The sequence below is a fragment of the Streptomyces sp. NPDC051183 genome (genome assembly GCF_040682455.1).
GTDB lineage: Bacteria > Actinomycetota > Actinomycetes > Streptomycetales > Streptomycetaceae > Streptomyces.
On the sequence record NZ_JBFBBA010000030.1, the window covers coordinates 39,637 to 56,365 of the forward strand.

At 72.8% G+C, this 16,729-nt stretch carries 18 protein-coding genes; 10 read left to right on the forward strand and 8 right to left on the reverse strand.

Going from position 1 to position 16,729, the window contains the following annotated elements:
* Positions 1 to 969 carry a carboxylating nicotinate-nucleotide diphosphorylase gene (nadC, locus tag AB0M99_RS24905; protein ID WP_365923983.1) on the forward strand — a complete coding sequence of 323 codons (969 nt, stop codon included), beginning with the start codon at positions 1 to 3 and terminating at the stop codon, positions 967 to 969.
* A 3-nt stretch (positions 970 to 972) separates the two neighbouring features.
* On the forward strand, positions 973 to 1,782 hold the full coding sequence (locus AB0M99_RS24910) for a type III pantothenate kinase (RefSeq protein ID WP_365923985.1): 810 nt from the start codon (positions 973 to 975) through the stop codon (positions 1,780 to 1,782).
* A 26-nt stretch (positions 1,783 to 1,808) separates the two neighbouring features.
* Here the strand turns inward: AB0M99_RS24910 and AB0M99_RS24915 are convergent, their stop codons facing one another.
* The gene (locus AB0M99_RS24915; RefSeq protein ID WP_365923987.1) at positions 1,809 to 2,021 is read right to left on the reverse strand and encodes a hypothetical protein; all 213 of its coding nucleotides are present in this window, start codon (positions 2,019 to 2,021) and stop codon (positions 1,809 to 1,811) included.
* A gap of 126 nt (positions 2,022 to 2,147) precedes the next feature.
* Here AB0M99_RS24915 and AB0M99_RS24920 point away from each other — a divergent pair, with 126 nt between their 5' ends.
* Positions 2,148 to 3,272, forward strand: a complete 1,125-nt coding sequence (locus tag AB0M99_RS24920) for a DUF5937 family protein (protein ID WP_365923989.1) — start codon at positions 2,148 to 2,150, stop codon at positions 3,270 to 3,272.
* Positions 3,273 to 3,457: 185 nt separating this feature from the next.
* Positions 3,458 to 5,014 carry a M28 family metallopeptidase gene (locus AB0M99_RS24925; protein WP_365923991.1) on the forward strand — a complete coding sequence of 519 codons (1,557 nt, stop codon included), beginning with the start codon at positions 3,458 to 3,460 and terminating at the stop codon, positions 5,012 to 5,014.
* A 95-nt stretch (positions 5,015 to 5,109) separates the two neighbouring features.
* On the opposite strand, the gene AB0M99_RS24930 is transcribed toward AB0M99_RS24925, so the two are convergent.
* Complete coding sequence (locus AB0M99_RS24930; protein ID WP_365924134.1) at positions 5,110 to 6,045, reverse strand: SAM-dependent methyltransferase; 936 nt, start codon at positions 6,043 to 6,045, stop codon at positions 5,110 to 5,112.
* A 175-nt stretch (positions 6,046 to 6,220) separates the two neighbouring features.
* Between AB0M99_RS24930 and AB0M99_RS24935 the strand changes: the two genes are divergently transcribed.
* Both AB0M99_RS24935 and AB0M99_RS24940 read left to right on the forward strand, forming a co-directional pair.
* Positions 6,221 to 7,420 (forward strand): sensor histidine kinase, encoded by a 1,200-nt coding sequence (locus tag AB0M99_RS24935; RefSeq protein WP_365923993.1) that lies wholly within the window; start codon positions 6,221 to 6,223, stop codon positions 7,418 to 7,420.
* A 31-nt stretch (positions 7,421 to 7,451) separates the two neighbouring features.
* Complete coding sequence (locus tag AB0M99_RS24940; protein ID WP_365923995.1) at positions 7,452 to 8,129, forward strand: response regulator transcription factor; 678 nt, start codon at positions 7,452 to 7,454, stop codon at positions 8,127 to 8,129.
* Positions 8,130 to 8,142: 13 nt separating this feature from the next.
* Here the strand turns inward: AB0M99_RS24940 and AB0M99_RS24945 are convergent, their stop codons facing one another.
* Positions 8,143 to 9,459: a PH domain-containing protein gene (locus AB0M99_RS24945; protein ID WP_365923997.1), complete on the reverse strand. Its 1,317-nt coding sequence runs from the start codon at positions 9,457 to 9,459 to the stop codon at positions 8,143 to 8,145.
* Positions 9,456 to 9,947: a PH domain-containing protein gene (locus AB0M99_RS24950; protein WP_365923999.1), complete on the reverse strand. Its 492-nt coding sequence runs from the start codon at positions 9,945 to 9,947 to the stop codon at positions 9,456 to 9,458. Before AB0M99_RS24950 ends, AB0M99_RS24945 begins: the two co-directional genes overlap by 4 nt.
* Before the next feature lie 31 nt (positions 9,948 to 9,978).
* Between AB0M99_RS24950 and AB0M99_RS24955 the strand changes: the two genes are divergently transcribed.
* From AB0M99_RS24955 to AB0M99_RS24970, 4 genes are all read left to right on the forward strand, one after another.
* Positions 9,979 to 11,121 carry an NADH-quinone oxidoreductase subunit D gene (locus AB0M99_RS24955; protein ID WP_365924001.1) on the forward strand — a complete coding sequence of 381 codons (1,143 nt, stop codon included), beginning with the start codon at positions 9,979 to 9,981 and terminating at the stop codon, positions 11,119 to 11,121.
* A gap of 56 nt (positions 11,122 to 11,177) precedes the next feature.
* On the forward strand, positions 11,178 to 12,053 hold the full coding sequence (locus tag AB0M99_RS24960; protein ID WP_365924003.1) for an arylamine N-acetyltransferase: 876 nt from the start codon (positions 11,178 to 11,180) through the stop codon (positions 12,051 to 12,053).
* A 60-nt stretch (positions 12,054 to 12,113) separates the two neighbouring features.
* Positions 12,114 to 12,329: a hypothetical protein gene (locus AB0M99_RS24965; RefSeq protein ID WP_365924005.1), complete on the forward strand. Its 216-nt coding sequence runs from the start codon at positions 12,114 to 12,116 to the stop codon at positions 12,327 to 12,329.
* Between the two features lie 85 nt (positions 12,330 to 12,414).
* Positions 12,415 to 12,747: a hypothetical protein gene (locus tag AB0M99_RS24970; protein WP_365924007.1), complete on the forward strand. Its 333-nt coding sequence runs from the start codon at positions 12,415 to 12,417 to the stop codon at positions 12,745 to 12,747.
* Positions 12,748 to 13,114: 367 nt separating this feature from the next.
* On the opposite strand, the gene AB0M99_RS24975 is transcribed toward AB0M99_RS24970, so the two are convergent.
* The 4 genes from AB0M99_RS24975 to AB0M99_RS24990 form a co-directional block, all read right to left on the reverse strand.
* Positions 13,115 to 14,137 carry a hypothetical protein gene (locus AB0M99_RS24975; protein WP_365924009.1) on the reverse strand — a complete coding sequence of 341 codons (1,023 nt, stop codon included), beginning with the start codon at positions 14,135 to 14,137 and terminating at the stop codon, positions 13,115 to 13,117.
* A gap of 98 nt (positions 14,138 to 14,235) precedes the next feature.
* Positions 14,236 to 15,222: an ABC transporter substrate-binding protein gene (locus tag AB0M99_RS24980; protein WP_365924010.1), complete on the reverse strand. Its 987-nt coding sequence runs from the start codon at positions 15,220 to 15,222 to the stop codon at positions 14,236 to 14,238.
* 65 nt (positions 15,223 to 15,287) lie between these two features.
* Positions 15,288 to 15,953, reverse strand: a complete 666-nt coding sequence (locus tag AB0M99_RS24985) for an ABC transporter permease (RefSeq protein ID WP_365924012.1) — start codon at positions 15,951 to 15,953, stop codon at positions 15,288 to 15,290.
* 3 nt (positions 15,954 to 15,956) lie between these two features.
* Complete coding sequence (locus AB0M99_RS24990; RefSeq protein WP_365924014.1) at positions 15,957 to 16,643, reverse strand: ABC transporter permease; 687 nt, start codon at positions 16,641 to 16,643, stop codon at positions 15,957 to 15,959.
* Positions 16,644 to 16,729: the final 86 nt, after the last annotated feature.

Here is a 16,729-nt window from a genome sequence, read left to right on the forward strand (position 1 = left end):
GTGAGCACCCCCGAACTCCCCCTGATCGACCAGAACGACGGCGGCTGCGGCGACGACTGCGCCTGCGGCGACGGCGAGGAGACCGGGCTCGACCCGGCGCTGGCCCAGCTGCTCGTGGACGCCGGCCTGGACCCCGTCGAGATCGAGGACATCGCCCACATGGCGATCTCCGAGGACCTGGACGGCGGGGTCGACGTGACCACCGTCGCCACCGTCCCCGAGGACGCCGTCGCGACGGCCGACTTCACCGCGCGCGAGGCGGGCACGGTCGCCGGCCTGCGGGTCGCGGAGGCCGTCCTGTCGGTCGTGTGCACCGAGGCCTTCGAGGTCGAGCGCCTCGCCGAGGACGGTGACCGCGTCGAGGCCGGCCAGGTGCTGCTGTCGGTCACGGCCCGTACCCGGGACCTTCTCACCGGCGAGCGCAGCGCGCTGAACCTGCTGTGCCTGATGTCGGGCATCGCGACGGCGACGCGCAAGTGGGCCGACGAGCTGGAGGGCACCAAGGCCAAGGTCCGCGACACCCGCAAGACCACCCCCGGCCTGCGCTGCCTGGAGAAGTACGCGGTGCGCTGCGGCGGCGGCGTCAACCACCGGATGTCGCTGTCGGACGCGGCGCTGGTGAAGGACAACCACGTGATCGCGGCGGGCGGCGTCCGGGAGGCCTTCAAGGCCGTGCGCGAGCAGTTCCCCGACCTGCCCATCGAGGTGGAGGTGGACACCCTCCAGCAGGTGCGCGAGGCCCTGGACGCGGGCGCCGACCTGATCCTGCTCGACAACTTCACGCCGATCGAGACCGAGGAGGCCGTCGCGCTGGTCCACGGGCGCGCGGTCCTGGAGTCCTCGGGCCGCCTCACCATGGCGAACGCCCGCGCGTACGCCGAGACGGGCGTCGACTACCTCGCGGTCGGCGGGCTCACCCACTCCTCCCCGATCCTGGACATCGGCCTCGATCTGCGCGAGGCGGTGTAACCAGTGCTCCTCACCATCGACGTGGGCAACACCCACACGGTCCTGGGCCTGTTCGACGGTGACGAGATCGTCGAGCACTGGCGCATCTCGACCGACCCGCGTCGCACGGCCGACGAGATGGCCGTGCTGATGCAGGGCCTCATGGGCATGCACCCGATGCTCGGCAACGAGCTGGGCGACGGCATCCACGGCATCGCGATCTGCTCGACGGTTCCGTCGGTGCTGCACGAGCTGCGCGAGGTCACCCGCCGGTACTACGGCGACGTGCCGGCGGTGCTGGTGGAGCCGGGCATCAAGACGGGCGTCCCGATCCTGATGGACAACCCGAAGGAGGTCGGCGCGGACCGCATCATCAATGCGGTCGCGGCCGTCGAGCTCTACGGCGGTCCGGCGATCGTGGTCGACTTCGGTACGGCGACCACCTTCGACGCGGTGTCCGCGAAGGGCGAGTACGTGGGCGGGGTGATCTCCCCCGGCATCGAGATCTCCATGGAGGCCCTCGGCGTGCGCGGCGCGCAGCTCCGCAAGATCGAGCTGGCCCGCCCGCGGAACGTGATCGGCAAGTCCACGGTCGAGGCGATGCAGTCGGGCGTGGTCTACGGCTTCGCGGGCCAGGTCGACGGGATCGTCACCCGCATGGCCAAGGAGCTCGCGGGCCCGAACGGCGACCCGGACGACGTCCGCGTCATCGCCACCGGCGGCCTGGCCCCGATCGTCCTCGGCGAAGCCTCGGTGATCGACGACCACGAGCCCTGGCTCACCCTGATAGGGCTGCGCCTGGTCTACGAACGCAACGCGCCCAACTTCGAGTAGCCGGCCGCCCTCCGCGCCGCCCGGGCTCAGCAGGAGCGGTACGGGCGGTGCAGGAGGCGGTGGAGCGCCGCGCGCCAGGGGTGGCGGGCCGGGCGGCCGGACAGGACGGCCCGGAACTGCTCGTACGAGCGGGCCGCGCGCAGGACGGCCACGTCGTCGCGGCCCGGCGGCGGGGGCATCGGGGCGCTGTGCTGGGACGCCCGGTAGGTATCGATGAGGTACTGCTCGATGGCGGTCATGTATCCACCCTGAACCCGTCCGGCGCAGGTCGCGCGACGATTGACGGTCCCCGTCAATCGTCGCGCGTTGGGCCGTCCGGCCGGGTCGGCGCCACCGCCGGTGGCGGGGCGCGACAGAATGGTGCGATGAGCGTCACCATCGACATCGCCGGGCTCCCCGACGAGCGGATCGCCTTCGCGCCCTCCCCGCTCGCCGAGCTCTGCATGGCCCTGCACGCGCTCTCCCAGCCCGCGCACCACCCCGGGCTCTCCTCCTGGACCACCGCGACCGCCGCCGGGCTCGACCCCTGCCTCGCGGACCGGCTGCTGGAGGGCGACTTCATGTGGCGGGGCTCCTTCGCCGACATCTTCATGCCCTTCGCCGGGATCCCCGGCGGCACCGGCCTGCCCGCCCCGACGCTGGCCGAGGAGCTCGACGTACTCGACCGGCTGGACGACGAGCGGTTCGTGATGGCGGCGCTGGAGCACTGCTGGCTCGCGCTGTACAACGAGGGCGGCGGGCCCTCCCCGCTGCGTGACCCGCGCGCCCGCGCCAAGGCGCTGGAGACGGCCGCCGCCCGCGGCCCCCGGCAACTGGAGTTCTCCGCCCGGCTGCTGGACGACACCGCGGCCGTACGGGTGTGGCTGCGGCGGCTCCTGGAGGACTGCGACGAGGCGTTCTTCGCACAGACCTGGAAGCGCATCGAGCCCCGGCAGAGCGCCGACGCCCGCCACAAGACCGAGGTGCTGCGCCGCAAGGGGCTGGCGACCGCGCTCAAGGAGGTCTCGGCCGCGCTGAGCGTCGACGATGCGCACACCACCATCACCGTGGACAAGATGGTCACCGGGAACGCGACCGCCACCGACCCCCGAATAGGCGACGGCCTGGTCTTCGTACCGACCAACTTCGGCTGGCCCCACCTGCTGGTGCTGCACGCACCCGGCTGGCGCCCGGTGGTCCACTACCCGCTCGACTCCCCCGAACTGGCCCCCGCGCCGGGCTCGGTGGAGCTGCTCCAGCGGCGGATGGAGGCCCTGGCCCACCCGATGCGGATGATGCTGTGCCGGAGCCTGGCCCGCGCCCCGTACACGACCAGCGAACTGGCGACCGTGTACGGGATCACCGCGCCGGAGGTCTCCCGCCACCTGGCGGTACTGAAGAAGGCCGGGCTGCTGCACACGCGGCGCCAGGGTCGTTATGCCCAGCACCAGTTGGATCTGTCCGCGGTTGCCCGGATCGGGTCGGATTTCATCGAGGGCATCCTCCGCTAGCGCGCGAAAGCCGGGCAGTGGCCGGTTTTCGACGGCGCAGATGCTCCGATATACGGAATTCGTAAACCGAAATCAGAGAAAACTCTGGCCAGAGTGGCCACTTGGTGTCTAACGTGCGTCCACCACTCCCCCCGCGTATCACGCACCGCTCACGCATGTCCGTGCACTTTCGTGGAAGGACCTTCATGCCCTCTCGTCGTATAGCCGCAGCAACTGCCGCCCTCGCGGCCGCGGCCCTCGTCTCCCCGCTGCTGCTCGCCGGTCCGGCCGGAGCCACGGGCTCCCCGCAGAGCGACGCCGCCAAGGGTGACGCCCTGGCCAAGAAGCTGGTCAAGGAGGCGACCGGCAAGGGCGCCAACAACCACCTGAAGGTCTTCCAGTCGATCGCCGACTACAACAACGGCACCCGCGTGGCCGGCTCCAAGGGCCACCAGCAGTCCGCCCAGTACGTCGAGGCCGTGATGCGCGCGGCCGGCTACAAGGTCACGAAGAACGAGTTCGAGTTCGTCTACGTCGAGACCATCGCCGAGACCCTCAAGGTCAACGGCTCCGCCGGCCGCGACGTCCCGATCAAGCTGATGACGTACACCACGAGCGGTCCGGCGGACGGCGTGACGGCGCAGATCGCCGTCGCCCCCGTCGACGCGGACGGCACCAACGGCTGCGAGCCCGGCGACTTCGCCTCGGGCACCTTCACCGGCAAGATCGCCCTGGTCAAGCGCGGCGGCTGCACCTTCGCCGCGAAGCAGGCCAACGCGGCGGCCGCCGGCGCGGTCGGCGCGGTCATCTACAACAACACCGAGGGCGCCCTCAACGGCACCCTCGGCGACCCGACGGCGGGCAAGGTCCCGACCGGCGGCATCACCCAGCAGGAGGGCGAGAAGCTCGCCGCGGACGCCGCGGCCGGCCCGGTCGAGGTCACCCTCGACATCCGCGAACTGCGCGAGAACCGCAAGACGTACAACGTCGTCGCGGAGACCCGCGGCGGCGACGAGAACAACACCGTCTTCCTCGGCGCGCACCTCGACTCGGTCGCCGAGGGCCCCGGCATCAACGACAACGGCTCCGGCTCGGCCGGCATCCTCCAGGTCGCGCAGCGCCTCGCGAGCAGCCAGACGAAGATCAAGAACAAGGTCAAGTTCGCCTGGTGGTCGGCCGAGGAGTTCGGCCTGCTCGGCTCCGAGGCCTACGTCGCCGGGCTGACGGACGAGCAGAAGAAGCAGATCAAGCTCTACCTGAACTTCGACATGATCGGCTCGCCGAACGCCGCGTACTTCGTGTACGACGGCGACGACTCGGACGCCACGGGCGCGGGCCCCGGCCCGGCGGGCTCCGCGCAGATCGAGCGGGGCATCACCGACTTCCTCGACTCGAAGGGCCTCCCGCACGAGGGCACGGACTTCTCCGGCCGCTCGGACTACGGCCCGTTCATCGAGGTGGGCATCCCCTCCGGCGGCACCTTCACGGGCGCCGAGGGCATCATGACGGAGGCCCAGGCCGCGAAGTTCGGCGGCACGGCGGGCGTCGCCTACGACGTGAACTACCACGGCAAGGGCGACGACATCACCAACATCGACCAGAAGGCGCTCGACATCAACGTCGACGTCATCGCGGACGCGGTCGGCCACTACGCCTACGACCTGGCCCCGCTGTCGAAGCCGGTCGTCCCGCAGCCGACCACCCCGGGCACGGGCAGCGGCGGCGGCCTGCACGAGGGCCACGGCAACGAGGTGTCGAAGTAACCGCCCGAGCCTGAACACGGGCACGAGGCACGAAGCGCAAGGGCGGGGCCGGTTCCTTCGGGAGCCGGCCCCGCCGGCGTTCCCCGCCCGGGTCCCTAGACCCCGCCGCCGCCCGGCCACGGCCCGACGCCCACCGGCTGCACCAGCCAGCCGAAGTCCCCGAGCCCGCCCCGGGCCGTCAGCTCGGCCGCCTCGCCCGCGGCGGCGAGCCCGCGGACGTACGCCGCCGGGTCCGCCGACGCCAGGGCCAGCGGCGGCCGCGCCCCCGAGACGCCGAGCGCGGAGAGCGCCTCGCGCTGCGTGAGCAGGGCCGCGCCCCGGCCCGCGCAGGCGTCCAGCGCCACATGGGCGGTCACGTCGCAGCTGCCGTCCGGCACCGGCGGGACCTCCCGCCCCGCACGAAAGCCCGTCAGGGTGCCGTACGGGGGCCGGGCGCCCCGTACGTGGGCGTAGTCCACCGCCACCGCCAGGCCCCGCTCGACGGTGGCGACGGCCGCCGCCCAGGCCTCGTCGCGCGGCCGGCCGATCTCGGCGCGGCCCGGCCCCGGCCACCACCGCTCCAGCCAGGCCAGGTCGGCGCCGTCCACCGGTCCGCCCGCGCTCTCGGAGCCGTCGGGCGCGACCAGGACGTAGCGCCCGCCCTCGGCGATCTCCAGCGGTACGTTGTCCAGCCACTCGTTGGCGAAGAGGAGCCCCCGCGTCCGTTCGGGCGGTGCGGACACCCAGCGGATCCGCCCGTCCAGCCCCTCGGGCCGCCCCGCGCGCTCCACCCCGTACGGCCGCACCCGCGCGGCCACCTCCGCCGGCAGCGCCGCCAGCACCCCGGCGAGCAGCTCACCGCGCCCGGCCCCGACGTCGACCAGGTCCAGCTCCTCCGGGCGGCCGAGCTCGGCGTCCACCCACAGCAGGAGGCGGGCCACCGCCCCCGCGTAGAGCGGCGAGGCGTGCACGGAGGTCCGGAAGTGCCCGGCCGGCCCCGCCCCGCCAGGGCGGACGTAGAAGCCGCCCGGCCCGTACAGGGCGCTCTCCATCGCCGTCAGCCACCGGACCGGGGGGCCCGGAGGAAGCGGCGGACTTACGCGTTCACCCTGAGTGCTCATCGCTGAAAGGCTAAGCTCACGTCCACCTTGGGGAGTACTCCCCCTCGGCACGGATCGCACCTGTGGTTGACTCCAGCACCTATCTCCGTTCCCTACTCTGGGTTACGTGCAACGCCTCTACGACTTCCTCCGCAGACACCCGACGGGCGTCGACAGCTTCTGGGCTGTCCTCCTGTTCGGGATCTCGATGCTGAACGTCGTGTCGGAGAGCTACGGCGCGCGGCAGAAGCTGGCCGCCGTCCCCGTGGTGATCGCGCTGAGCACGGCCGTGGCCCTGCGCCGCAAGTGGACCGGGCCGATGTTCTGGCTGACCCTCGGAACGGGCGTCTACCAGCTGGCCCTGGGCATCGTCATGGGGTTCTTCGACGTCGCCCTGTTCGTCATCCTCTTCACCGTCGCCGCGAGCGACGTCCCGCGCTGGGTCTCCCGCACCGCCCTGGCCTGGGGGGTGGCAGCCGCCCCGCTGTACTTCCTGCGCTTCGGCGTGGACAAGGGCAGCAGCGACGCCGACAGCATCCTGTTCACCCTCTTCATGATCATCCCCTTCGTCCTCGCCTGGGTGATGGGCGACTCCCTGCGCACCCGCCGGGCCTACTACGCCCAGCTCATCGAGCGGAACCAGCGCCTGGAGAAGGAGCGCGAGGCCCAGTCCAAGGTGGCCGTCGCCGCCGAGCGTGCCCGGATCGCCCGCGAACTGCACGACGTCGTCGCGCACAACGTCTCGGTGATGGTGGTCCAGGCGGACGGTGCCGCGTACGTGATGGACGTCGCCCCGGAACAGGCCAAGGAGGCCCTGCAGACCATCTCCGGCACCGGGCGCCAGGCCCTGGCCGAGATGCGCCGCCTGCTGGGCGTCCTGCGCACCGGCGAGCCGCAGGAGTCCGAGGACTACGTGCCGCAGCCGGACGTCGAGCAGATCGAGGTCCTGGTCGAGCAGGTACGGGCGGCCGGGCTCACCGTGGACTTCGAGGTCGAGGGCGCCCCGCGCAGGCTGCCCAGCGGCGTCGAACTGACGGCGTACCGGATCGTGCAGGAGGCGCTGACCAACACCCGCAAGCACGGCGGCCCCGACGCCAGGGCGAGCGTCCGGCTGGTCTACTTCGACGACGGGCTCGGCCTGCTCGTCGAGGACGACGGCCGCGGCTCCCCGCACGAGATGTACGAGGACGGCGGCGCGGACGGCGCCGGGCACGGGCTGATCGGCATGCGGGAGCGCATCGGTATGGTCGGGGGAACCCTGGACGCGGGCCCGCGCCCGGGCGGCGGCTTCCGGATCAGCGCCCTGCTCCCGCTCAAGAAGACGTAGAAGACGTAGAAGACTTCAGAAGAGGTAATTGATGTCCATCCGAGTCATGCTCGTCGACGATCAGGTCCTGCTGCGCACCGGCTTCCGCATGGTGCTCGCCGCACAGCCGGACATGGACGTCGTCGCCGAGGCCGGGGACGGCCTGGAGGCGCTGGAGGTGCTGCGGGCCACCAAGGTGGACGTGGTGCTGATGGACGTACGCATGCCCAGGCTCGACGGGGTCGAGGCCACGCGCCGGATCTGCGAGCCGGACGAACACCCCAAGGTGATCATCCTGACCACCTTCGACCTCGACGAGTACGCCTTCTCCGGCCTGAAGGCGGGCGCCAGCGGCTTCATGCTCAAGGACGTGCCGCCGGCCGAGCTGCTCGCCGCCATCCGCTCCGTGCACAGCGGCGACGCGGTGGTGGCCCCCTCCACGACCCGGCGCCTGCTGGACCGCTTCGCCCCGATGCTGCCGACCACCACGCAGGAGCCGCAGAACAAGGAGGTCGAGCGGCTGACGGAGCGCGAGCGCGAGGTCATGCTGCTGGTCGCCCAGGGCCTGTCCAACGGCGAGATCGCGGCCCGGCTCGTGCTGTCGGAGGCCACCGTGAAGACCCACGTGGGCCGCATCCTGACCAAGCTCGACCTGCGCGACCGGGTCCAGGTCGTGGTCCTCGCGTACGAGACGGGCCTGGTCCGCGCGGGCGGCAACCCCGGCGCGTAGGCCACAGCACTAGCTAGGTCATCCAGCGGTCCGGGCGGGCCGCCGCCCGGGAGGTGCGGGAGCGGGCCGCCTGGGCGTGCAGGAGCCCGGCGGCTTCGGCCGAGGGGCGCAGCCGGGCCGTGACCGTGGCGTTGGCGCCCGTGTCCACGTGCAGGTCGGCCACGCCCCGGGCGCGCTCCCAGGGGCCCTGCGTCAGGCGCACGCTCTGCACCTTGGCGTGCGGGACGATCTCCGTACGCCGGCACAGGCGCCCGCGGCGGGCCGCGAACACCTCCGGGGACACGGCCAGCCCGTACCCCTTCCACCACACCGGGACCACCCACCGCGACCCCGCCCGCGGCGCCGGGCTGAAGTCCAGCCCGGCGAGGTCCACGCCCGGCAGCACGCGGGCGACCACCGCGTACGCCGCTTCCCGGGCGGCCACCGGGACCAGGACGTCGTTCTTCGAGCCGGCCACCGCCAGCTCCACCCGGACCCACCCGCGCCGCCGCCACAGCAGCGGCTCCACGATCCGTACGGTCTGCACGCGCCCGGGCGGCACCGTCTCGTGGGCCCGGTCCAGCAGTCCGTGGTCCAGCCGGAGCCCGTCCGGGGACTCGGCGACCGTCCAGTCGTACTCCACGAGGAACCGCCCGACGCTGCCCGCCCACAGCGCGCCGAGCATCGGCAGCAGGGTGGCGAAGGCCGCCCACGGGCTGGAGCTGACCCACCACACCAGCGCCGGGGCGGTGAGCCCGCCCAGGACCGCCGCCCAGCAGCCCAGGCTGAGCAGCAGCGACACCGCGAGGTCCCGGGGGGCGACGCGCAGCAGCCCCCGCTCGGGGGCCTCGCCCACCGCGGCCGCCTCGGCCGGGGCGAAACCGGCCGCCCGCGCGAGGAGCTCGGCGCGCAGCGCGACCGCGTCCTTCTCGCTCAGGAAGGCCAGCTCGTCCTTGTCGTCGGTGCCGATCACGTCGAGCCGCAGCTTGGCGACCCCCGCGACCCGGGCCAGCATCGGCCGGGTGACGTCCACCGCCTGGATCCGGTCGAGCCGGATGTGCGCGGTGCGGCGGAAGACCAGGCCGCTGCGGATGCGCAGTTCGGTGTCGGTGACGGCGTAGTGGGTGAACCACCAGCTGAGGAACCCGTACGAGCCGAAGACGAGGACCAGCCCGGCGAGCGCCAGCGCCCGCAGGAAGGCGGAGAGGTCCACCATCCAGTGCGCCACGTTCTCGCCCTGCTGGGCGAGGACTCCGACGGTCGCGGCGATCGGCACCCAGGCGCGGCGCAGCGGTGTGAGGAAGTGCAGCCGCCGCTCCGCCTCGGCGTCCGCGCCCCCGGGCGGCGTCACAGGCCCGCCGACCTTGCCTCGCCGAGCTCGGTCAGCCGGTCGCGCAGCCGCTCCGCCTCGGCGGGCACCAGCCCCGGGATCCGGGCGTCCGAGGCCGCGGCCGCCGTGTGCAGTTGTACGGAGGCCAGCCCGAAGCGCCGCTCCAGCGGGCCCGAGGTCACCTCGACCAACTGCATCCGCCCGTACGGGACCACGGTCTGCTCCCGCCACAGCACGCCCCGGCTGATCAGCAGGTCGTCGGCGCGCTCGGCGTACCTCCAGGACCGCCAGTTCCGGCCGAGCAGCACCCAGCCCCAGGCCAGGACGGCGAGCCAGAACGCCCCCACGGCCGCCCACGCGGGCCCGACGGCCAGGCCCAGCAGGACGGCGGTCACCGCCGCGAGCAGGCACGTCCAGACCACCAGCAGCAGCCGCCGCAGGGTGAGCAGACCGCCGGGCAGCCCCACCCACTCGGGCCCACTCGTCTCACCCGTCGTCCCGGTTTCCATGCGCCCAGAGTAGGGCTGCGACAATGCCCGCATGACGGAGACCACGGTCGGCATCGGCGGCGCGGCGGAGAGCACCGACATGGTGCTCAACATCGGACCGCAGCACCCTTCCACGCACGGCGTCCTGCGCCTGCGCCTCGTCCTGGACGGCGAGCGCATCGTCAGCGCGGAGCCGGTCGTCGGCTATATGCACCGCGGCGCCGAGAAACTCTTCGAGGCCCGCGACTACCGGCAGATCGTGATGCTCGCGAACCGCCACGACTGGCTGTCCGCGTTCTCCAACGAACTCGGCGTGGTCATGGCCGTCGAGCGGATGCTGGGCATGGAGGTGCCCGAGCGGGCCGTGTGGATGCGGACCCTGCTCGCCGAGCTGAACCGGGTGCTGAACCACCTGATGTTCCTCGGGTCGTACCCCCTCGAACTGGGCGGGATCACCCCGATCTTCCACGCGTTCCGCGAGCGCGAGGACCTCCAGGCCGTCATGGAGGAGATCTCCGGCGGCCGCATGCACTACATGTTCAACCGCGTCGGCGGCCTCAAGGAGGACCTCCCGGCGGGCTGGCTCGGCCGGGCCCGCGCCGCCATCGACGCCTGCCGCACCCGCATGGACGTCTACGACAAGCTGGTCCACGGCAACGAGATCTTCCGCGCCCGCACCCGCGGGGTCGGCGTGCTCTCCGCCGAGGCCGTGCACGCGTACGGCGTCTCCGGCCCGATCGCCCGCGCCTCCGGCGTCGACTTCGACCTGCGCCGCGACGAGCCGTACCTCGCGTACGGCGAACTCCAGGACGTCCTCAAGGTGGTCACCCGTAGCGAGGGCGACTGCCTGGCCCGCTTCGAGGTCCTGCTGGACCAGACCCACAACGCCCTCGACCTGGCGGTGGCCTGTCTGGACCGGATGGCCGAGCTGCCGCCGGGGCCGATCAACCAGCGCCTGCCGAAGGTGCTGAAGGCGCCCGAGGGCGAGACGTACGCCTGGACCGAGAACCCCCTCGGGATCAACGGCTACTACCTGGTCTCCAAGGGCGAGAAGACCCCGTACCGGCTCAAGCTCCGCTCGGCCTCCTACAACAACATCCAGGCGCTGGCCGTCCTGCTGCCGGGCCAGCTGGTCGCGGACATGGTGGCGATCCTGGGCTCGCTGTTCTTCGTGGTCGGGGACATCGACAAGTAGTACGTCGGCAAGTAATCCCGGGCAGCGGCCGCACCGGCCTGCCTACCCTGGGCTCCATGATCTCCGCACCCCTCGCCGGCTATCTGCGGCGGCTCGGATTCGCCGGGCCGCCCCGCCCCACCACCGAGGCGCTCTTCGCGCTCCAGCGGGCCCACCTCGAACGCATCCCGTACGAGAACCTCGACATCCAGCTGGGCCGGCCGCCCGGCATCGACCCCGAGCTGTCCGTGCGCCGCATCGCCGCCGGGCGCGGCGGGTACTGCCTGCACCTCAACGGCGCCTTCTCGGTGCTCCTCGGCGCCCTCGGCTACGACGTGACCCGGCACTTCGGCGCCGTGCACCTCGCGGCGGAGCGGGAGCGGCGCGACGCCACGGGCGACCATCTCGCGCTGACCGTACGGGTGGACGGGGCGGAGTACCTCGTCGACACCGGGCTCGGCGACGGGCCGCACGAGCCGCTGCCGCTGCGCGTGGGCAGGTACCGGCGGGGCGGGTTCGCGTACCGGCTGGAGGAGCTGGGCGGTCCGGTGGCCGGCTGGCGGTACGTGGACGAGGCCGAGTCCGGCGCGGTGATGAACTTCCACGCGGGGCCCGCGGTCATGGGCGAGTTCGAGGCCGAGCACCTGCGGATGTCCACCTCCCCCGAATCGGGGTTCGTACGGACCCTCGCGCTGCTGCGGCGCGACGCGAGCGGCATCGACACGCTGCGGGGGCGGGTGCTGAGCCGGATCGACCCGGTGGAGGGCACCACCGAACGGGAGTTGGAGACCCCGGAGGAGTTCTTCCGCGTCATCGAGGGCGTCTTCGAGCGCCGGCTCGACGACCTGACCCCGGCGGACCGGGCGGCGCTGTGGGCCCGGGTGGGGCAGGCGCACGAGACGTGGCTGGCGGGCAAGGCCGCGGGCAGGACTGCCAGTAGGGCGAGCGGTTAGACGAACGGTCAGGGCGGCGGCCGGGGCCCGGCGCCGCCGCCCGCAGTGCAGACTTGGGGCATGTCCCACTCCCCCCGACGGGCCTGCCCCGCATGCGGCCGCGACTGCGCCGTGACCGCCGGCCGGATCGCCCGCCACGACCCCCCGGCCGGACGCGGCCGCGGCGACCTGGTGTCCTGCCCCGGCTCGCGGGCCCGGGTGGTGCTCGGGGCGTCGGCGCCGGTCCTGGACGGGTTCGTGCTGTCCCAACACCCGGGGCAGCTGCCGCTGTTCTGATGCCGTGTTCTGGTCCCACTGTTCACGGCGCGGACTGAGTATCCGTACGGATGCCTCCGGCGGCGGCCCGGGACAGGATGGCCGCATGTCCTGGAACCCACAGCCCCGTTCCGTCGCCGCGCCCCCGTCCGCCGCCGCGGCGCGGGTGCGGATGCACGCGGGCATCGGCGCCGCGCTGTTCCTGCCCGCCCTGTTCCTCGCGAAGGTCCTGGTGCTCACGACGGAGACGGGCTCGCGCTGCCTGGAGAAGGGCGGCTGCACGCCGTTCCCGGCCGCCGCCTTCGGGGTGCTGACCGGTGCGGCCGCGGTGGCGCTCGTGGCGGCGCTGGCCGCGCCGCGCCGGGTACGGGCGGGCGCGCTGGCCGCGCAACTGCTGCTGGAGGCCGTCGCGGTGGGGACCGTACTCGTCTACCCCTGAGCACAGGAAGGGGGCAAGCCGCCGCCGTTCCGCGCACCTTGCGCACAGGCTGTGGAAAACCTGTTCGACGGGAGCCGCCGGGAGGAGGACATCGTGGCCGCGCTCCCCGCGACCGTGGAGGAGCTGCTGACGCCCGAGTGGGTCGAGAAACCTGCGCAACCCGCGCGGCGCCCTGCGCGCGGTGCTCCGCGCCAACGACGGCGCCTGCGACTGGCGGCCCGCCGCCCCCGTACGCCTCTACGCGGGCGCCGCCGACACGGACGTACCGATCGCCAATGCCCGGGCCTGCGCCGCCGACCTGGCCCGCAACGGGGTCCGGGCCCGGGTCGTCGACCCGGGCCCGGATGCGGATCCCGGACCGGGCGGGCTAGGAGATGGCGGTGCGGAGCTGGGCCACGTCGATCGGTTCCGTCTCGTCGTGGGCCGTCAGGTCGATGACCTGCCCCACCGCGCGGTGTTCGGCCGTGGCCGGCTTGAACTCCGGTCCGGTGGCGCCGCGGGCGGCTTCCGCCTTGTGGACCGCGAGGGCCTCGGCGCCGACCACGTCGGCGAGGTCCTCGTTCTGGACGGACTCGATCACAGCCCGGGCCTGCGCCGCGTTCTTGGTGCCGAAGAAGTCGAAGCCGCCCTCGACGCGGGACGCCGAGCGGCGCTGCGGGGAGTACGGGGCCACCGTGGCCGCGAGCCGGCGCGCGGGGACCGCTGCGGCCGGGCCGGCCGGCGCGGGCCGCGCGTGCGCCTCCAGCGCCGGGGGCACCGGAGCCGCCGCCAGGGCCGGGGTCTCGGGGGCCCCGGCGGCCGCTTCGGCCTTGCGGGCCAGCGCCGCCAGGGCGGCGTGGGCGCGGGCGTAGCCGACCGGGGTGGGCGCGCCGGCCGCGGTGCGCTCCTCGGAGACCGGCGGAAGTTCCTTGGGGGCGGCCGCCGCCGGGGCCGCCGCGGCCTCGATGGCCAGCAGCCGGCGCCGTTCCAGGGCGCTCGCGCGCTCGGTCTCGGCGGTCGCGTACCGGCGCAGCAGCGCCGCGTGCTCGCCGCGCAGACCGGCGAGTTCGACGCGCTTGGCCCGCAGTTTGGCGTCGAGCCTGCCGCGCAGGACCCGGGCCTCTTCGAGGTCCGACTCCAGCTCGGCTATGCGCTCTTCGGTCTTCCACTCGTCCTTGACCCGCTCGCGCGCCAGCTCCGCCACCCGGCGGCCGGCCGAACGGTCCCAGGAGCGCATGACGACGGCGCCGGCGACGCCGGCGGCCGCGGTCAGGGCGACGAGCAGGCGCAGCGCCATCGGTTCCGCGAGCAGCCAGGCCGCGCCGGCACTGCCGACGGATATGCCGGCAACGGTCGTCGGCGTGAGCAGCCGGTGCAGGGGTTCGGGATTGCGGTGGCGTCCACGGGGCATGGCCTGAAATTTACAGGGCGTGGACGGGGAGTGGGGTAGCCGCCCGGCAATTCGTTCCCGAGCAGTTACCCCGCAATTCTCCACCAACCCCGCAACTGCTACTTCTTCACGAGGCCCTTGGACTCCAGGAAGGCCTTCGCGACATCCGCGGGCTTCGCGCGCTCCGCGTCCACCTTGCGGTTCAGCTCGACCAGGTCGGCGGTCGTGAGCACCTTGGTGAGCTTGTCGAGCGCGGCCGCGATCTCCGGGGCTCCGGCGTCCTTGGCGTTGACCACGGGCAGGACGTTGTCGGCGTTCTGGAGCTTCTTGTCGTCCTCCAGCAGCACCAGGCCGAAGCTGTCGAGGGTGGCATCCGTGGTCGTGGTCAGCACCAGCTGGTCGGTCCCGTCCTTGACCGCCTGCTTGGCCTGCGGGGTGCCGACGCCCTTCGGGTCAATACCGGAAATGTCGATTCCGTATGCCTTCTTCAACCCCGGGGCGCAGAAGGGGCGGACAGCGCATTCGTCACCCGCGGCGATCTTCACCTTCAGGCCCGACTTACCGAGGTCGGAAAGGGTCTTGAGGTTGTTCTTCTGCGCGAATTCCCTGCTCACCGCGAAGGCGTTCTGGTCGACCGCCTCCCCCGCCGGCAGCACCTTCAGACCCAGCGGACCGGCCAGCTTCTCCAGGGCCGCGACCGTCGCCGCCACGTCGCTCGACGCGACCGGCTTCTCGGAGGGCGCCTTCGAGCCGTTCACCTTGGCGTTGAGGAACTCCGCGAGCGTGGCCGCGTACTCCGGGACCACGTCGATCTCGCCCTTCTCCAGGGACGGCTCGTACAGCTCGCGGTTGGCGACCGTGGTGATCGAGGTGTTGTAACCCGCGCCCTTGAGGATCTGCGCGTACAGCTCGGCGAGCACGTCCGACTCGGTGAAGCCCGCCGCACCGATCACCAGCTTGCCGCCCTTGCCCGCCTCCCCGGACCCCGGGGCGGAGGCGCCGCCGTCCTTGCTCTTCTCCAGGCTGTCGCCGCCGCACGCTGCGAGCGAGACGGTCAGGGCCACCGCGCCCAGGGCCGCGCCGAGGACGCGCGTGGACTTGCTCATGGTGTTGCTCCTTCGGGCTGAGGACAAGAGGACAAGAGGACAAACAGGGAAAGGCTGCCGGACGGTCAGCGGGCCGCCGGGCGCGGGAAGAGCCGGTCCACCGCGATCAGCGCGCCCTCGACCAGCAGGGCCAGCGCCGCCACCAGCAGGGCGCCCGCGACGACCTGCGGGGTGTTGTACGTGTTGAAGCCGGCCGTGATGATCCGGCCGAGGCCGCCCTGCCCGACCATCGCCGCGATCGTCGCGGTGGCGATGACCTGCACGGCTCCCGAGCGCAGACCCGTCATCACCAGACCGCGCGCGAGGGGCAGTTCCACCCGCCGGAACAGCTGGCCGCCCGACATGCCCATGCCCCGGGCGGCCTCCACCACGGAGCGGTCCACCTCGCGCATGCCGACATAGGCGTTGGTCAGCAGCGGCGGTACGGCGAAGAGCACGAGCGCCGCGATGGTCGGCACGTACCCGGCGTTGCGCAGCGGCGAGACCATGAAGAGCGCCAGCACCGCGAAGACGGGGACCGCCCGGCCGATGTTGGAGACGTTGACGGCGAGGGCCCCGCCCCTGCCGAGGTGGCCGAGCCACAGGCCCAGCGGCAGCGCCACCGCGCAGGCGATGGCCAGGGCGACCCCGCTGACGTAGACGTGCTCGCCGAGCCGGTGCCAGACGCCGCTCTCGCCCGACCAGTTGGCACCGTCCGCCAGCCAGTCCCAGGCCCCGCCCAGTACGCCCATCCCTCAGGCCCCCTCGGTGGTCCGGACGGCCCGCGTCCACGGCGTGAGCAGCCGCTGTACGCCGAGCAGCAGCAGGTCCGCCACCAGCGCGAGCAGCACGCACAGCACCGAAGCCGTGAGCACCTGGGCCTTGAAGGAGCTGTTCACGGCCGGGGCGATGAGATTGCCGAGGCCGCCCTTGCCGACGATGGAGCCCACCGTGGTCAGCGCGACCGTGGATACGGTGGCGATGCGCACCCCGGCCAGCAGCGCGGGCAGCGCCAGCGGCAGTTCGACCTGCCACAGCAGCCGCCCGGGCCCGTAACCCATGCCGCGCGCGGCCTCCCGTACGTCCTCGGGGACGGCTTCCAGGCCGGCCAGCGCATTGCGGACCAGGATGGTCAGCGAATAGAGCACCAGGCCGGTCACCACCAGCGCCGCTGAGAGCCCGAACACGGGCAGCAGCAGGGAGAACATGGCGAGCGAGGGGATCGTGTAGAGCAGCGTGGTGACGCCGAGCACGGGGGCCGCCCAGCGGCGGCCGCGGCGGGCCAGCAGCGCGAGAGGCAGGGACACGGCGAGTCCGATCAGCACCGACAGGCCCGTGATCCAGACGTGTTCGAGCGTGGCGTCGGTCAGCTCCTGGGAGCGGGAGGTGACGTACTCCCAGCAGAGCCAGTCGTTCGCCACCAGGCAGTTCTGCCCGGCCATGCCGATCACCCCCTGCCCTCGAACGTACGTCTTCCCGAATGCGCAGCCACGAGTGACCATAACCCCCGCCGCCCACAATGGCCGGA

Bases quoted from the DNA above. Each gene is read 5' to 3' on its own strand.
- AB0M99_RS24980 (WP_365924010.1), bottom strand. From the start codon at position 15,222: ATGAGCAAGTCCACGCGCGTCCTCGGCGCGGCCCTGGGCGCGGTGGCC.
- AB0M99_RS24920 (WP_365923989.1), top strand. From the start codon at position 2,148: ATGAGCGTCACCATCGACATCGCCGGGCTCCCCGACGAGCGGATCGCC.
- AB0M99_RS24970 (WP_365924007.1), top strand. From the start codon at position 12,415: ATGTCCTGGAACCCACAGCCCCGTTCCGTCGCCGCGCCCCCGTCCGCC.
- AB0M99_RS24940 (WP_365923995.1), top strand. From the start codon at position 7,452: ATGTCCATCCGAGTCATGCTCGTCGACGATCAGGTCCTGCTGCGCACC.
- AB0M99_RS24950 (WP_365923999.1), bottom strand. From the start codon at position 9,947: ATGGAAACCGGGACGACGGGTGAGACGAGTGGGCCCGAGTGGGTGGGG.
- AB0M99_RS24925 (WP_365923991.1), top strand. From the start codon at position 3,458: ATGCCCTCTCGTCGTATAGCCGCAGCAACTGCCGCCCTCGCGGCCGCG.
- AB0M99_RS24975 (WP_365924009.1), bottom strand. From the start codon at position 14,137: ATGCCCCGTGGACGCCACCGCAATCCCGAACCCCTGCACCGGCTGCTC.
- AB0M99_RS24965 (WP_365924005.1), top strand. From the start codon at position 12,114: ATGTCCCACTCCCCCCGACGGGCCTGCCCCGCATGCGGCCGCGACTGC.
- AB0M99_RS24915 (WP_365923987.1), bottom strand. From the start codon at position 2,021: ATGACCGCCATCGAGCAGTACCTCATCGATACCTACCGGGCGTCCCAG.
- AB0M99_RS24955 (WP_365924001.1), top strand. From the start codon at position 9,979: ATGACGGAGACCACGGTCGGCATCGGCGGCGCGGCGGAGAGCACCGAC.
- AB0M99_RS24990 (WP_365924014.1), bottom strand. From the start codon at position 16,643: ATGGCCGGGCAGAACTGCCTGGTGGCGAACGACTGGCTCTGCTGGGAG.
- AB0M99_RS24930 (WP_365924134.1), bottom strand. From the start codon at position 6,045: ATGGAGAGCGCCCTGTACGGGCCGGGCGGCTTCTACGTCCGCCCTGGC.
- AB0M99_RS24985 (WP_365924012.1), bottom strand. From the start codon at position 15,953: ATGGGCGTACTGGGCGGGGCCTGGGACTGGCTGGCGGACGGTGCCAAC.
- AB0M99_RS24960 (WP_365924003.1), top strand. From the start codon at position 11,178: ATGATCTCCGCACCCCTCGCCGGCTATCTGCGGCGGCTCGGATTCGCC.